Consider the following 16423-nt stretch of genomic DNA (forward strand, 5'->3'; position numbering starts at 1 on the left):
GCTACTGAAATCTCAGTAGCGCACAGTCTGTTAGTTTTCCTTTAGCCATTCCTTTTCGTTGATAGTCTCTACCGTGGCGGTTCTGGAATCTTCGAGTAGCTCTTTAGCACTAAGGTTGTTTTTGATAGAGCGTAATGTGTCAGCGTTATTGGTTTGGGTGTCGTGGTCGGCAATCCAGTAAGCTATATGCTTATACTTGCCCTGAAGCTCGACAATATAGTTTGTGTTGGTGAATGTTCCGTCTGCCGCTTGTGGTGCGAGTCTCGTCATACCAAGCGGTTTGTCTAAGTTGGTATAGCTTGCGTAGTCGAGAATACTGACCTCATTGCTGTAGCTAATACCCGCGACTATATCCACGTCGCTTGCGCCTGGGTAGCCCCAAGTTGCCGTTTTTCGCTCGGATTCCAAGCCGGTGCGTGGTGCATAAACCCAGAGTAGGTGAGTGAGGTTTTCTTTTGCTAGTTCGTCGGCAACGTGTGACCACAATGCTTTAAATTCACTTTCTGTTGTTACTGAGTTAGCCGATGTGTCACTGCTTTCATCTTGACTCGGTGGTGTGGGACCGTACCAATACTCGGTGGTGTTCATTTGTGGGAATGGCGCAAATAACACAGGAACTTTCTTGTCGTCCAAGTCTTTGAGGGCGCCAATAACGATGCCGAGTTGCTCGTCAAATTCGTTAAATGCCGCAAGGGCATCACCTTCTAGTGCAGTCTCATCGCCATATAAAATGGTGATGTCTGTATCATCCGATGCTGCAAGCTGATTTTCTACCGAGCCATCGCTTGCCGTCCAGGGGTTTATAGGAGTCCAAGTGACGCTGACAATGCCGCCCATATTCGAGTGTTTTTCTAGTGCTAGGTTTGCGTCTTTTAATGTGTCGAGGTCGTACTGCTGGCTTTTTTCGTAATCAATACTAATCACCGCAATACGCTTGTCGTAATCATCGGCAAGGTCTTCAACGAGCGATTGATAGCTGCGAAATGCATTCCCTGTCTCTTGTATTTCATTGCCGTTACCTAAACTTTGGCCTGAAAGGGTATAGCCGGATATTACGGTACAGGTTATATCTGCAATTAGCTCAAAAACAACTTGGGCTTTATCGGCGATGTTTTCGTTGATTGGCGCAGAGTTGCAGCCTGGCGAATCCTCGTCTTCTGGGTTGTTATCCTCATAAATGCGGTTGTAGCCGGATTTGCAGGCAACAAGTGTTGTGCAAGCGCACGCTATAGCTATGCCTGCGAGAGTATTGTGTAGTGACATTCGGTATTCCTTGTTTATCTGCTTATTGCCACATTAGCATGCTATGCATAATGTGGCTTTGTTCGAATTCTCTTAAAGGACTCTTGTCGAGTATAGTGCCCTTGCTGGAGCGTTTCCTCAGCTAAGCTTTCCCCAAAAAATTACTATTTTGAGAGATACCCTATAAGTCATCTAATAAGCATCAGCATGTGTTGTAGCGTTTATACATCAAAGAGTGCGCTTTCATCTATTTCGGCAGTGAATAATTGCGCCTGCTCAAGCTTAAGTAATAGCTGCTGAACTTCTGACCTTACTTGCATTGAAAGTTCGGAGCTTTGTGCTATTAGGTTATCTGAAATTTCACATTGCTGTTGTAGCAATATAAAGCCTGAGTACGATAATCCGCCGCGTAATTTATGAATAGGGCCAGAAAGCTCTTCGAGTGATTGAGTAGCTAAGCCTTGTTCTATAGCTGTTTTAAATTGCTCAAATTCTTGTATGAGCATTTTATACATATCCAGTGCGAGCGCGGCGTTGCCTTTGGTGTAATCAAGGCTTTTTTGTACACTAAAAACGGGGTCTTTATCGCTTTTGGGGGCGTTGTTTGGCGTTGCCGCTGGCACCTCTGTGCTCGTATTGGGGGCGTGTGCAAGTTCTGGTTTGTGGTTGTGTACGCTGGCCGTGCGCGTTTCTATCCATCGATACAGTGCATGCTTTAGGTCGTGGTCGCTCACGGGTTTTGTCAAATAATCATCCATACCAGACATCAAAATCTTGGCTCTTTGCTCTGGCAGGGCATTCGCTGTGAGTGCGACAATAGGGACCCGTTGTGATTTGTGTTGTGCTTCGTGTTTGCGAATGGCTGTTGTTGCTTGGAGTCCATCCATTTCTGGCATTTGAACATCCATGAAAATAATATCGGGTTTGTCTTCTAAAAATGCATTAAGCGCCTGCTTTCCGTTGGCAACGGCTTTTATCGAATGGTTTTTTTGCTGTAAAAAAGCGCAGACTAGCTTGGTGTTTGCGGGGTTATCGTCGGCAACCAAAATCTTGAGGTGCTGGCGTGCAATTGGTATTTCTGTGTCATCGGGGCTGCCCGATATGCGCCTTAATAGCTGGCTAAAAGCGTCGCCCATTATGGGGCGGGTTATAAAGTGGGCATCGTGCCATTGGGCTCCGCTTTCTATTTGGCGCCGAATATTGGATGGGGCAATAATAACAACGTGTAGTTGAGGGATTGAAAATAGCGCTTCTAAGTGTTTTTCTAGCCGGCTTTTATTAAAACGGCGGCCGTCGGTAGCAAAGTCTAGGATGACTAAGTTAGCGCGGGCGGCGCTGATGGCGGCAATTAATTTATCTGGGTTGTTTTCTATCGCGGGTGTGATATTCCATGTTTTAAGAGCAATCACGACTTCTTGCCGGCTAAATGGGTTGTTGTCGCAAACAACGGCGCGAATATTGGCTGTATCTAGTGTAATTGTTGGGTCAAGCTGTGTTTCTGTTTGGCCAAGCTCGATAGTGAAAAAGAAAGTAATTCCTTCCCCTGATAAGTCGACAGTGATATTGCCCTGCATTCGTTCCGCGAGTGCTTTTGCTATGGTTAGGCCAAGCCCCGTGGCATCGCCGACCGGAAGGCTGCCTTGGCTAGCTAATGCTTGCTGTAATTGTGTTTGTTGTTTGATATTTAGCCGTGCGGATGGGTTTTTCAAACTAAATTGAATCCCCATTTTGCTATCGGCTTTGTGCTGAATAGTGCATTCAACAATTAAGTCGCCAGAGGATTCAATGCCGACTAAACAATGAATAAGGTTGTTAAGTACTTGTTTTAGCCTAAGGGGGTCGCCCAGCAGTGTTGGTGGAATGGCGGGGTCGATCAATTGAATTAAGCGCAATTGGCTTTCGTTGGCGCTGGGTGCGTAAACCTGCAAAATTTCAGCAACAGTATCCTTGATTTTCACGGGTTTATATTCGAATGTCATTGTGCCAGATTCAAGGCGTGAAAAATCAATGACGTCATTAATCACCGTAAGCAGCCCTTGTGCAGACTGTTCAATGGTGGCTAGGTAATCTTTTTGCTGGTCGCTGAGCTGCGTCTTGATCAGAAGATTAGTGAAGCCAAGAATGCCATTTAACGGTGTGCGTATTTCGTGGCTGGTGGTTGCAAGTAGTTCAGATTTATCGGCCGAGGCCTGCAATGCATTTTTTCGTGCAATATCAAGCTCGATGTTTTGGATTTCTACGGTTTCCAAAGATTCCCGCAGTTCTTGTGTGGCTTGATCAATATAGTGTTGGGTGCTGTCTTTTAAGTCTTTATTCATATCCAGCAGTTGTTGGACGGCATGAATTAGGTTTGCGTAAAGGTGGTTTTGCGGAATGGTTAGTACGGCATCAAAATTTTCTGCCGCAGCTTGCTGTAGCTCTTGCGTAAGGCGGCTAATGGGCGTTATTAACTGTCGGTGGCATCGCATTGCAAGCCAAGCAATGGTTATCCCGGCAATGCCAGTACACAATATGCCCCACAGTAAGGTTTGAAAAAATAATAGTGAGGCAGGGGTGTCATTCATTGTGGCTACAACCCAGAACTTCTTTCCATTAAGGCTTTTGCTTTGGAAGGCTAAATGGGTGTGCGCATCGTGCTGGAGCTGGCTGTCCTTATTTGTATTGATCCAATTAAAGCTTCGGTGTTGTGAGGGTAGGCCTACGTGAGCTAAGGGTTGAAGTGAATTGTTAAGCAGTGTGAATTGCTCATAAAGGCTAGTATGCAATGCAATATTTGCATGTGTTTGAAACCACTGCTCCATGCTTTTGTTGTCTGCTGGGGAGGCTATTTGCTGTGCGAAATATTTTGCTAAAAAGTGGTAGCTTGCGCGATTTAAGTTCTCCCTATGGGAATTATGCAATAGCACGAATGTTGCAATGCACAAGACGCAGGTGATGAAAATTGGAGTGACAATGAGTGTCAGTACGGGTTTGCCGTTAGCATCCCATTTTATAGGTGATGTGAGCAACTTAGTGTCCTTGTGTTAGTGTCGAATAGCGGGGTGTACGCAAGTTCTTTGGTCGCGTTAACGTTTTAGCGTATCACCAGAGCGGCTAGCTTAGAACTTGCATTATATAGTGAATGGCGTGATACCCGACAGATAGCCAAATAGAATCTGTAGTGAAAAGCTAATAGTTGAGGCGTAATTCTGCGAATTTGAGCTTACTTTCTATATTTTCGTCGTCAAGGTAGAATGCGCGCCCTTTATAAAAGCCGTTTTGAGTGTGTTTTTAGGCGTAAGTCACGCGAGTTGCAGATTAAAGTGGCTGAGGGCAATAAAAAAACGTTGTTATATTTGTAAAAAGAGGTTTGCAATATGAACACTAGCAAGAACACTACTGGTGAAGGTGAGTTTCCAACAATTGAAGCTTTTATTGGTAAAACTCCTCTTGTTCGTTTACAGCGCTTGCCCGGCAAAACCAGTAATGTGGTCTTGGTTAAGCTGGAGGGGAATAACCCCGCGGGTTCCGTAAAGGATCGCGCTGCACATTCAATGATAACGGCGGCAGAAAAGCGTGGTGATATTAAATCTGGGGATACTTTAATAGAGGCTACAAGCGGCAATACGGGTATTGCCCTCGCCATGGTTGCAGCTATTAAAGGGTACAAAATAATATTAATTATGCCGGAAAATAGTACCGAAGAACGTAAAGCCTCTATGGCGGCGTATGGTGCGGAGCTAATATTAGTTTCAAAAGACGATGGCATGGAGGGTGCCCGAGACCTTGCTTTAGCAATGCAGGAGCGCGGTGAAGGTAAAGTGCTTAATCAATTTGCAAATGCGGATAACCCTTTAGCGCATTATTGCGGAACTGGACCTGAGCTTTGGCATCAAACCGGTGCGCGAATTACCCATTTTGTTAGCGCGATGGGCACAACAGGTACCATCGTGGGAACTTCACGTTTTTTAAAAGAGAAAAACCCGAATATTCATATTGTTGGTTTGCAGCCTGAGTCAGGTGCAAGCATTCCAGGAATAAGAAAGTGGCCAAAAGAATACTTACCGTCTATTTTTGATGATGAAAATATCGATAGCGTGGTTTCTATGGGGCAAGCGAAGGCTGAGCAAACCATGCGTGATCTTGCTGCGAAAGAGGGTATTTTTTGCGGCGTATCTTCTGGAGGCGCAGTTGCTGCCGCCTTAGATCTTAGCTTATCTGTTGAAAATGCCGTTATTGTTGCCATTATTTGTGACCGCGGGGATCGGTACTTATCCTCTGGTTTGTTTAATTAAGATATTGAGTTCTCATGGTTAAAGTTCGTGAAGATCGTCCAACTCTAGATAGCGGCGCGTTGAATACACCTGTTTGGGTCGGGCGTGTTGCGGCTTTAGCCGATATTGATGCCGACCATGCACAAGTTTTGACGCGAGCCTGCGAATTAGCCGAGCGCCTTGAGCCAGAGCCTGGTGATAAATTAACAGGGTGGGGGGAAGGTTATAGCACGTTTAGTGCTGGCCTAGAGATGGCAGAAATTCTAGCTGAAATGCAGTTGGACGAAGAAACACTTGCTGCAGCTATTCTTTATCGTAGCGTACGCGAGAACAAAATCGGTTTACATTCGGTTGTTGAGAGTTTCGGGCCGACGATTGCTGCATTAATTGATGGGGTTAGGAAAATGGCCGCCATTAGCAGCATATCGAATAAGAGCGGTGAAAAAGCGTTTGGCCAAGAGGCTACCGAGCACGCAGATAATGTGCGCAAGATGCTGGTAGCGATGGTTGATGATGTCCGCGTAGCTCTGATTAAACTCGCCGAGCGAACCAGTGCTATTCGCGCAGTTAAAAATGCCCCTATAGAAAAACGTCAGCGCGTTGCCCGTGAAGTTTCTGACATATACGCTCCGCTTGCTCATCGTTTAGGCATTGGTCATATTAAGTGGGAGCTAGAAGATGTTTCGTTTAGGTATCTACAGCCCTACGACTACAAGTACATTGCTAAGTTATTGGACGAGCGCCGCTTAGACCGGCAAACATATATTGATGGTGTATTAGCCATTTTAAAAAGTGCCCTGGAAAAAGAGAATATCCGTATTGCGGAAATAAGCGGTAGGGCAAAACACATCTACAGTATTTGGCGCAAAATGCGGCGCAAGGAAATTAGCTTTTCGGAAGTCTATGATATTCGTGCCGTGCGCATACTTGTTGATACGGAGCAGGATTGTTATCGGGTCTTGGGTATTGTGCATTCGTTATGGCACAACATCCCGAATGAGTTTGATGATTATATCGCCAACCCCAAAGAGAATGGTTACCGTTCGTTACATACTGCCGTAAAAGGCCCTGCGAACCGCGTACTCGAAGTGCAAATCCGTACAGAAAAAATGCACGAAGAGGCTGAGTTTGGTGTTTGTGCTCACTGGCGTTATAAAAATTCCGATAAGGGCGATGCATCTGCGGGTTATGAGCAAAAAATCGCATGGCTTCGGGAGGTACTAGAGTGGCATGATGAAGTCGGTGGTGGCACTTTAGAAGATAATTTGCCTACGGGTATCGATCAGGATCGCATTTATGTGTTTACGCCTGAAGGGCATGTTATCGATTTGCCCGAGTTTGCAACGCCGCTGGATTTTGCGTTTCGAATACATTCGGATATTGGCATTCATTGTAAGGGCGCCAAAGTTAATGGGCGTATTTGCCCATTAAACCGCGCGTTAAAAAATGCCGATCAAGTTGAAATATTAACAGGTAATAGAGAGTCGCCTAGCCGAGATTGGTTAAATGCCTCTTTGGGCTATATAACGACGTCACGCGCACGTAGTCGCTTACAGGCTTGGTTTCGCGAGCAAGATCGCGAGCTTAATATTGACCATGGTCGCGCATTGCTCGACAGAGAGTTTCTTCGCTTGGCGGTTGATAATATTGATTACGAGCGTTTGGCGCGCAAATTAAACCTTCAAACCCTCGATGATTTATACGCAGCTGCAGGTACCGGAGATCTTACTGTCGATCGAGTGATTCAGGCTGCGCAGCGCTTATTTAGCCCGGATAAAAATCCATCGCCAGCGATCTCTTTGGTTGGGCGGGCAAGTCGCGAAGACCAATTCGATGGCAGCGATGTGTACATTGATGGTGTCGGCAATTTGCTGTCTTATATTGCGCAATGTTGTCGTCCAATTCCCGGCGATAGTATTTCTGGTTTTATTACGCAAGGGCGTGGGGTTTCTATTCACCGGCAAGATTGCAGTAATGTTCTGCAGCATGCTGAAGATGAGCCGCAAAAAATTATAAAGGTTGATTGGGCAGAAAAGCCTGAACAAGTGTATTCGGTGGAAATTATTGTGGAAGCTTTTGATCGCCATGGTCTGCTTCGCGATATTACAACGTTACTTGACCGCGAGCGGGTGAATGTTAGCGCTATGCAAACTCTTTCGGATAAAAGTTTAAATACCGTAGAAATGAGCTTAAATGTAGAAGTTGCTAGCTTTACGGTACTTAGTCGTTTGTTAGCCAAATTAAGCCAAATGCCGAATGTGACGGCGGTGCGCCGACGCCAAACCACATAACTATTTTGCCTAGGATGCGTCATTATGCCGTATACATTAAGTGATCTGCGCTATTTAATGCGGCGATTAAGAGATGCTGAAACGGGCTGCCCGTGGGATGTTCAGCAAGACTTTAACTCTATTACCCCCTCTACCATTGAGGAGGCCTACGAGGTTGTCGATGCCATAGAAAATGGCGAACGCAGCCAAGTCCGTGAAGAGTTAGGGGATTTGTTGTTTCAGATTATCTTTTACAGCCAGCTTGCTGATGAGGAGGGCTGTTTTACACTTGATGATGTTATTGACGGTTTAACAGCTAAATTAATTCGCAGGCACCCGCATGTTTTTCCTGATGGCACATTAAATTCTACGCGCCAAGAGGCGGACGTTACTGTGGATGTCAAAGCTCAGTGGGAAGCGATCAAATCACAAGAGCGAAAAGACAAAGGTTTAACGGCACTTTTGGCTGATATCCCTGTTGGGATGCCAGCGTTAACGCGTGCGTACAAAATTCAAAAGCGTGCTGCTAGTGTGGGGTACGACTGGCCGGCTTTAGCCCCTTTGTTTGATACTTTAACGGACGAGTTGAGTGAATTGCGTGAAGCAGTTGCCAGTAACTCATCATCAGCCATAACCGATGAACTTGGCGATTTACTTTTTACGGTTGTGAATATCTCTCGGCATTTAAAGCGTGAGCCTGAGTCGATGCTGCGTGGCGCTAATGCAAAATTTGTTGCCAGGATTAATACTGCAGCAAGCTTAGCTCAAGAGAAAAATGTAAATCTCAAGGACTTAAGCGAGGTTGAGCTGGATGCTTTGTGGCAGCAGGCAAAAGTCTTGCTAAGAAAATCTTAAAGTCTAAATGCGCATTTGCTCGGGGTGTCGCGACTTTTGCTAGCGTTGCGCCAGCTTGAGAATCCCGTGGTCGAGGTGTATCTTACGCGCATTTACAATATCTTAAGCATAATACCACCCCTTAGTGGGGTTTAATTGAGGAGTCTTCACTATGCGTATCATTCTATTGGGCGCACCTGGTGCCGGTAAGGGTACTCAGGCAAAATTTCTGATGGAAACGTTTTCAATTCCACAGATTTCAACCGGCGATATGCTACGCGCTGCTGTTAAAGCTGGGACGCCATTAGGTTTAGAAGTTAAAGAGGTGATGGATTCCGGTAGTTTAGTTTCCGATGAGCTCATTATTGGTCTGGTAAAAGAGCGCATAGCTCAGCCCGATTGCAGCAATGGTTTTATGTTGGATGGCTTCCCGCGAACTATTCCTCAGGCGGAAGCTTTGTTAGCCGCTGGCGTTGAAATTGACCACGTGATAGAAATTCATGTCGAGGATGAAGAAATTGTTGCTCGCTTAAGTGGCCGACGTGTTCACGAGGCTTCTGGTCGCATTTATCATGTGCAACATAATCCTCCTAAAGTGGATGGGATTGATGACGAAACAGGGGAGAGTTTAATTCAGCGTGAGGATGACAAAGAAGAAACGGTACGTAAGCGCTTAGCGGTTTACCATGATCAAACTGAGCCACTGGTTTCTTTTTATCGGTCTCGCCAGAGTGAGGCGTTAAAATATACTCAGATTCAGGGTGTTGGTACCCTTGAAGAGATAAAAGAAAATGTTGTGCGTGCAGTTAAATAGTTGCCGTCAATCTTCAAAAAGCAGGCATGGCCTGCTTTTTTTTCGCTCAGATTTTAATGTTTTCTAAAATATTCGACATTAGGCTTTTGTTATTTTGGTGGAGTTTTGCATTGCCGTTATTAAAAATTTCAGAACATTTCTTATGTTTTATTCAAAAAACAATCAAAAAAAGGCCTTTTAAAGACGTTAAAGTTAAAAAGGGCGTGCAAATGATCATTTTTTAAAATAATATTCGCGTCGTGCGCCTTGTGTTTGAAATTTTCTGCTATGGTTTCGAAGAGGTGCACCCTATTTCGAGAGAGGAGAAACAAAAATGGCGAATGTAGCAAAAAAACGTGGTCGTCCAGCGAAAGCAAAAACGACTGCAGTAAAAGCAAAAGCTGGCCGTCCTGCTAAGAAAGCTGGCCGTCCTGCAAAAGCAGCTGTTGCTGTAACTGTTAGCCCTGTTGTTGCGAAAGCAGAAGCAGCGTTAGTAAAAGCAGAAACTGCTGTATCTAATGTGGCAGCAAAATTGTCTGCTGCTCGCGAAAAGGCTGCAGCTGCAGCTGAAAAAGCGGCAAAAACTAAAACTGCTGCGGCAAAACGCACAGCGGCTACTGCAAAAACTAAAGTTGCGCCTTTGGCGGCAACGGCGAAAGCGGCGCGTGCAGCTCTTGCTGCTGCTAAGCAAGAGCTTGTAGCGGCTAAGCGCGTAGCTAAACTTGAAGAAGTTAAAGCTGCCGAAGAGGCTCGCTTAGAGGCTCTTGAAGCTAAGCTAGCTGAAGCAGCTGCTGCAGATTTAGAGAAAGCTGTAGCGGCATTCACTAAAAAGTGGCAAAAAGTACGTAGCGCAGCTGATGCTAAGAAGATTAAAGCAGCGTCTTCAAAGGCTAAAGCTAAATTAGCAGCGGCTACTAAAGCGGCTGGCGTGAAAGCGACAGCTGCCAAAAAAGCACCTGCTAAAGCAAAAGCTTCGGCGAAAAAAGCAGCACCTGCTGCTGGTGGCGCAGTTAAGCGTCGCGGTCGTCCACCAAAAGCTGCAGCTAGTGCTCCAGCGGCTGGTTCTGCGCCTAAGCGTCGCGGTCGTCCACCAAAAGCGGCAGCAGCACCAGCACCTGCCCCAGTAGAAGCTCCAAGCGCAGAATAATATTTGCCTTGTTGTTATAAAAAGCCCGCTTTATAGCGGGCTTTTTTGTGCGCGACATTTAAAGGCGCTACAATGTCGCCTTTTTTTGAGATCTATCAATGAGTGTGATTCTCGCTTTTGAAGCCAGTGCCGATGCTTGCTCTGTATCGCTAAGGTTATCCCCTGTAGAAGTGAATATATTGAAGAGTGATGAGCCAAGGGCGCATGCGGCCCATTTGTTACCCTTTGCTCAAGAGTTGCTCGATCAAGCTGGGCGCACGATAAATGATATCGATTATATCGCTTGCGCTATTGGCCCTGGGTCATTTACAGGGTTAAGAATTGCATTAAGTGCGGCACAGGGTTTGGCCTTCTCGGCCAATAAAAAAATTGTACCAATAAATTCTCTTTCGGCGTTGGCGTTTTCAGCTCAAGCGCCGGACGATTGCATCGTACTGCCAATGATGGATGCCAGAATGGCTGAGGTGTATTGGGGGGCGTATAGTTCGCAGGGTGTTGCCCTTAATGAATCGCTTCAAGCGGTATTAGGTGCTGAAGATTCTTTATTTGCCGATTTACAAGCAATCTCTTCGCCGCAGGCATTGCTGCCTGTTGGCTGCGCTTGGAAAGATATCGCTTTTGCACAAGCCGCACAGGGCTCGTTATCAATGATGCCTCCCTTGTTAACTCAGGTCGATGCTGGTCATATTGCCGCGCTAGCGGATAAACAGCTCCCTTTGGGCGGTCTAGATCCTCAGTTGGTTGATCTTTGTTATTGCCGCAATTCAATTGCTTGGAATAAGCGCACCCGAATTCGTTCCTAACGGTTTTATATATTGGATAAAAGTATGGATATTGTTCAAACAATTTTACTCGCGTTGATTCAAGGTATTACAGAGTTTTTACCTATATCAAGTTCGGCGCACTTGATTTTACCAAGCCAAGTATTGGGTTGGCCTGATCAAGGTTTGGCATTTGATGTTGCTGTACACCTCGGAACCCTTATTGCTGTTGTAGCGTATTTTCGTAAAGATATCGCGTTGCTAATGGTTGCTTGGTTTGGCCAGTTATCGGGCCGTGCTGCGGATGAGCATACCCGCTTGGCGTGGTTTATTATTATCGCCACAATACCTGCGGGCTTAGCTGGGCTTTTATTTAAGGATTTTATTGAGATCAATTTGCGATCCTCGATGGTTATCGCAGTTACAACATTGGTTTTTGGTTTGTTGTTGTGGTTTGCTGACGCTAAAAATGAGGGCGCTAAAACGTTAGTGCAGTTAACTTTGGCTGCGGCCGTGATTATAGGATGCGCGCAAGCGCTAGCGTTAATTCCGGGGACTTCTCGCAGTGGCATAACAATTACCGCTGCGCTATTACTAGGGTTTTCTAGGCAGGATGCTGCACGTTTTTCTTTTTTGATGTCTATTCCCATTATTGTCTTGAGTGCCGGTTTGATGTCTTTGGAGCTGCTAGGGGCAGATAGTGTGGATTGGACTGCATTGATTATTGGTACGGTTGTTTCTGCAGCTAGTGCCTACGCCTGTATTTATTTCTTCTTGGCTTTCATCAACCGTTTAGGCATGTTGCCATTTGTAATTTATCGCCTTATTTTAGGTTGTATCTTGTTATTTATTTCTTTTGCATAGTAAATAGGCTTTGTTGATGACGCATTTCAATACGCAATTGTTAGATTATGTTTCGTGCTCACCTACACCGTTTCATGCGGTAGCGAACGCAGTCCCTTGGCTGCTTGATGCTGGCTATCAGCGTTTGAATGAAAGCGACGATTGGGTATTGTCACCCGGCGGGAAATACTTTGTTACCCGGCGCGATAGCTCGTTAATTGCGTTTAAACATGGCGCGAAACCTATGCTTGAGACTGGCATTCGTATTCTGGGCGCCCATACGGATAGCCCATGCCTAAAAGTAAAGTCTCAGCCGGATGTTGCAAGGCAAAGCTATCATCAGGTGGGTGTAGAGGTTTACGGTGGTGTATTGCTGGCGCCTTGGTTTGATCGTGATTTGTCGATTGCAGGGCAGGTCAGTGTTTTGAATCAAGATAAGGCTGTAGAGCAACACTTAATCGACTTGAAACGCCCTGTGGCCACAATACCAAGCTTGGCTATCCACCTAGATAGAAATGCTAATAATGATCGCTCGATAAATGCACAAGAGCAAATGCTCCCGATTTTATGGCAGGCAGGCGGCAAGGGCGAGACGTTTAGGACTTGGCTATTATCGCATTTAGCTTCACAAGGTGTTGTTGTTAGTGAGGTGCTTGATTTCGATTTAAGTTTTTATGATGCGCAAGCTGGGGCTTCTTTAGGTGTTGCGAATGAGTTTTTGGCTTGCGCCAGATTAGATAATTTACTGAGCTGTTTTGTGACGTTGCAGAGCCTGCTGGCAAGTGCTGAGGATGTAACAAACTTAGTGGTCTTGAATGATCATGAGGAGGTTGGCAGTCGCTCAACAGCGGGTGCTGCAGGTAATTTTTTAACTGGGGTGCTTGATCGACTACTACCCGATACTCAAGAGCGTCATCGCGTCGAGACGCAATCTATGATGATGAGTGTAGATAATGCACATGGCGTGCACCCTAACTTCGTTAATAAACATGACGGTAATCATGGCCCCAAGCTGAATGATGGCCCTGTTCTTAAGTTTGACGCTAATCAGAGTTATGCTTCCCAGTCGGTGATGGCGTCTCGCGTAAGGGTCTTGGCTCGTAATGCCGAGGTTCCTTTGCAGGATTATGTGACACGTGCTGATATGCGTTGTGGCAGTACTATTGGGCCTATTACGGCAACATTAACGGGGATTGAAACGCTTGATATAGGCGTGCCGACTTTTGCCATGCACTCTATTCGGGAGCTGGCTGGCGCCAAAGACCCCGAAATGCTTTTCCGATTGTTAACTGCTTTTTTAAACGATTACTAAATATTATTGGGTCCCGTATGACTGAACGTGTTTTAACCGGAATTACAACAACAGGTACACCGCATTTGGGTAATTATGTGGGGGCTATTCGGCCGGCTATTGCCTCAAGCTTACTTGAGGATAAAGAAAGCTTTTTGTTTTTAGCTGACCTACATGCATTAATCAAATGCAGTGAGCCTGAAAAAATTCAAACATCAACACGAGAAATAGCAGCTACTTGGCTTGCGTTGGGTTTGGATGTCAATAAAAGTGTTTTTTATCGTCAATCCGATGTGCCAGAAATATCCGAGTTATGCTGGGTTTTAAACTGTATGGCTGCCAAAGGTTTAATGAATCGTGCGCATGCCTATAAGGCTGCCGTTGCAGCAAATATTGAGGAAGGTCAAGATGCTGATTTCGGTGTAACGATGGGCCTCTATAGTTATCCAGTATTAATGGCTGCAGATATTTTAATGTTTGGCGCCCATAAAGTACCGGTTGGGAAAGATCAAATTCAGCATGTTGAAATGGCAAGGGACATTGCACAGCGCTTTAATCATCATTTTGGTGAAGTCTTTGTGCTACCTGAGGCGGTAGTTGACGATAATGTTGCGGTGCTCCAAGGCTTAGACGGCCGGAAAATGAGTAAGAGCTATGGCAATACGATACCGTTATTTTTACCGCCAAAAAAAATGCAAAAAAGTATTAATAAAATAAAAACCAATTTGCTTGAACCTGAGGAGCCAAAAGACCCCGATACATCCACAGTGTTTCAAATTTGGCAGGCGTTTGCATCGGCAGAGCAAACGCTTGAAATGCGCAAAGCGTTTACTGATGGCATTGCTTGGGGCGAAGCCAAAAAGCAATTGGGTGTACTTATTGAGTCACACATAGCGCCGGCACGCGAAAAGTACGAAACTTTAATGGCTAACCCAAGCGAAATAGAGGCTGCGTTACAGGCTGGTGCTGAAAAGGCTCGCTTACACAGTCGAGCATTATTGGCTGACGTTAAGCATGCCATTGGCATTCGCCCTCTAGTCTAGCGGGCGCTTCTAAAAATGCACTTTTTCCGCAATGCTCGCTTACAGGTTTTTGCTTCTCAACAGTCTGCTCCTTGGTAGTGGCTTCTGCATTACCCTAATAGCGTATACCTCATGCGGATGCGATGTTTAATAAGGTGCATTCTGACCGATGCGCCGCTCTACCTCGTGAATCCATTCAGTCGTCTGAGCGGCACTTCCTTGTACTCGAAAAAATCACTATTTTTACAGATGCCCTAGTGTTTTTTTGCCAGCGCTGACTTATTGCTGGCAACCTTCCTTTTCCCTGACTAACCTTATATAAATTGTAGCCAATTTGTTTTTGCCTAATTCGAAAGCAAATTGGCTGACTATGCGGCCTTTTTCGTTTAAATCATTTTATTGGCATTAATGGTCGCTATATAAGCATGTGTTGGGAGCCCATATGGGTCATTACCGTCAAAATATACTCGCTATAGTAATTGTTATTGCTGCAGTGGCTGTAGGTTTAGCGGCCTCTTATACATTATCGGCGGTGATAGTTTGGCTGGGTTTGACTGTAATCGCCATAGCGGCACTTTGGGGGATCCTGCTTCCGCCGGTGCATACGATGGACGAGCCGCAGCCTGATGGCGCATGTGACTTGGAGGGATTGGGGCGGCTGTTAGGTGCCCGATTACATCAAGGTATTAGTTGCGTCGATACTTTGCGAGCGGATATAGCCTCAACGCTTGAGACCTCTTCGATGTCGTTACATCATAGTTTTAATGGGTTGAGCGAAAAAGCCGCCGCTGAGCGTCAAATACTCGACGGAGTTATTCAGAGCTTGTCGCAAAACAGCCAAGCTGATGCCGAAAACACCGTTAGCCTGCAGCATTTTGCAAATGAGGTTGGGTCGGTGTTGGATGGGTATGTCTCGTTGTTTGTGGGTGTGAGTGATAAAAGCATTCAGGCGGTTCATAGCATCCAAGATATGGTGAAGCAGTTCGAGAGTATGTTTGATCTGATTACGCAAATTCGTGGCATTGCTGACCAGACCAATTTACTGGCTTTAAATGCCGCCATTGAGGCCGCAAGGGCAGGTGAAGCGGGTAGGGGATTCGCGGTGGTAGCTGATGAGGTTCGCAAGCTTTCGCAAGATTCAAACAAGTTGAATGATCAAATCAGAGAGCGTGCTCAAAGTGCTAAAGAAACAGTAGATAGTGTACAAAGCGCGGTTAGCAAGATCGCCTCAATGGATATGAGCTTGGCTTTAAACGGCAAAGATTATCTCGATAAAATGCTAAATGAACTAGAGCAACTGAATCAGCATGTTGCCGGTAGTGTGGCCAAAGGTGCCGAGCTAGGTGAATCCATGTCGCAAGAGGTGGCCAATGCTGTTGTGGCGTTACAAACATCAGACCGTGTATCCCAAATGGTTAATCAGTTAGAGCATGTCAGTCACGCAACCTCAGCGTTGGTTGATGTACTTGAGCGCCGATTTTCCCAGCCAGAATCGGTATCGAGTATTGTGCAGCAGTGCATTGATGACTTGGAAAAAATACCCGAGGTGAATATACAAGGGTTTTCTAAAAATACTTCCGAAGGTGGCGATATAGAGCTTTATTGATGCTTATCGGTAACCTTAACACTTACAGGCGTAATAATTATGATTGTTGAAGAGCGCGAAAATGGAAAGTTTATTTTAGTACTGGATGATGTCTTTGATTTTAAGCGCGTTGAAGAGTTTCGTGCTTGTTATGAGGGTATATCTTTAGAAAAAAGCAAAGAGGTGAGCATTGATTTTACCCATACCCGCTATATGGATAGCTCGGCTTTGGGCATGCTTCTTAACGTGAAGAATTATTTTAAGTCCTCAAGTGCAACAATAAAAATTGTTTCCGTTAATGAGCAAATTCGTAAAATACTCACGATATCTCGCTTTGATCAGCGTTTTGTCATTGAGTAGTTTTAAAGTGTTGCTACAGGTT

At 45.5% G+C, this 16423-nt stretch carries 13 protein-coding genes; 11 read left to right on the top strand and 2 right to left on the bottom strand.

What is annotated here, in order from left to right; translation table 11 throughout:
* Nucleotides 1-30: 30 nt before the first annotated feature.
* Entirely contained in the window at nucleotides 31-1263 is a 1233-nt protein-coding gene (locus tag MARGE09_RS14040; RefSeq protein WP_236982869.1) for a glycosyl hydrolase, read from the bottom strand.
* A 200-nt stretch (nucleotides 1264-1463) separates the two neighbouring features.
* Complete coding sequence (locus MARGE09_RS14045; protein ID WP_236982871.1) at nucleotides 1464-4250, bottom strand: response regulator; 2787 nt, start codon at nucleotides 4248-4250, stop codon at nucleotides 1464-1466.
* 348 nt (nucleotides 4251-4598) lie between these two features.
* Here MARGE09_RS14045 and cysM point away from each other — a divergent pair, with 348 nt between their 5' ends.
* The 11 genes from cysM (at nucleotide 4599) to MARGE09_RS14100 (ending at nucleotide 16401) form a co-directional block, all read left to right on the top strand.
* Nucleotides 4599-5516, top strand: a complete 918-nt coding sequence (gene cysM, locus MARGE09_RS14050; RefSeq protein WP_236982873.1) for a cysteine synthase CysM — start codon at nucleotides 4599-4601, stop codon at nucleotides 5514-5516.
* 14 nt (nucleotides 5517-5530) lie between these two features.
* Nucleotides 5531-7786, top strand: a complete 2256-nt coding sequence (gene relA, locus MARGE09_RS14055; protein WP_236982874.1) for a GTP diphosphokinase — start codon at nucleotides 5531-5533, stop codon at nucleotides 7784-7786.
* Between the two features lie 24 nt (nucleotides 7787-7810).
* Nucleotides 7811-8620, top strand: a complete 810-nt coding sequence (gene mazG / locus MARGE09_RS14060) for a nucleoside triphosphate pyrophosphohydrolase (protein ID WP_236982876.1) — start codon at nucleotides 7811-7813, stop codon at nucleotides 8618-8620.
* A gap of 151 nt (nucleotides 8621-8771) precedes the next feature.
* Nucleotides 8772-9413 (top strand): adenylate kinase, encoded by a 642-nt coding sequence (gene adk / locus MARGE09_RS14065; RefSeq protein WP_236982877.1) that lies wholly within the window; start codon nucleotides 8772-8774, stop codon nucleotides 9411-9413.
* 313 nt (nucleotides 9414-9726) lie between these two features.
* A complete protein-coding gene (locus tag MARGE09_RS14070; RefSeq protein WP_236982878.1) occupies nucleotides 9727-10539 on the top strand; it encodes a hypothetical protein in 813 nt (270 codons plus the stop codon).
* Between the two features lie 98 nt (nucleotides 10540-10637).
* The gene (gene tsaB / locus MARGE09_RS14075) at nucleotides 10638-11342 is read left to right on the top strand and encodes a tRNA (adenosine(37)-N6)-threonylcarbamoyltransferase complex dimerization subunit type 1 TsaB (RefSeq protein ID WP_236982879.1); all 705 of its coding nucleotides are present in this window, start codon (nucleotides 10638-10640) and stop codon (nucleotides 11340-11342) included.
* A 24-nt stretch (nucleotides 11343-11366) separates the two neighbouring features.
* Nucleotides 11367-12164 (top strand): undecaprenyl-diphosphate phosphatase, encoded by a 798-nt coding sequence (locus MARGE09_RS14080; RefSeq protein ID WP_236982880.1) that lies wholly within the window; start codon nucleotides 11367-11369, stop codon nucleotides 12162-12164.
* A 16-nt stretch (nucleotides 12165-12180) separates the two neighbouring features.
* Entirely contained in the window at nucleotides 12181-13455 is a 1275-nt protein-coding gene (locus MARGE09_RS14085) for a M18 family aminopeptidase (RefSeq protein ID WP_236982881.1), read from the top strand.
* A 17-nt stretch (nucleotides 13456-13472) separates the two neighbouring features.
* Complete coding sequence (gene trpS / locus MARGE09_RS14090) at nucleotides 13473-14477, top strand: tryptophan--tRNA ligase (RefSeq protein ID WP_236982882.1); 1005 nt, start codon at nucleotides 13473-13475, stop codon at nucleotides 14475-14477.
* Between the two features lie 421 nt (nucleotides 14478-14898).
* Complete coding sequence (locus MARGE09_RS14095) at nucleotides 14899-16062, top strand: methyl-accepting chemotaxis protein (protein ID WP_236982883.1); 1164 nt, start codon at nucleotides 14899-14901, stop codon at nucleotides 16060-16062.
* Between the two features lie 39 nt (nucleotides 16063-16101).
* The gene (locus MARGE09_RS14100) at nucleotides 16102-16401 is read left to right on the top strand and encodes an STAS domain-containing protein (RefSeq protein ID WP_236982885.1); all 300 of its coding nucleotides are present in this window, start codon (nucleotides 16102-16104) and stop codon (nucleotides 16399-16401) included.
* The last annotated feature ends 22 nt before the right edge of the window (nucleotides 16402-16423 follow it).

The sequence above is a fragment of the Marinagarivorans cellulosilyticus genome (assembly GCF_021655555.1).
In the GTDB taxonomy this organism is placed as follows: Bacteria; Pseudomonadota; Gammaproteobacteria; order Pseudomonadales; family Cellvibrionaceae; genus Marinagarivorans; species Marinagarivorans cellulosilyticus.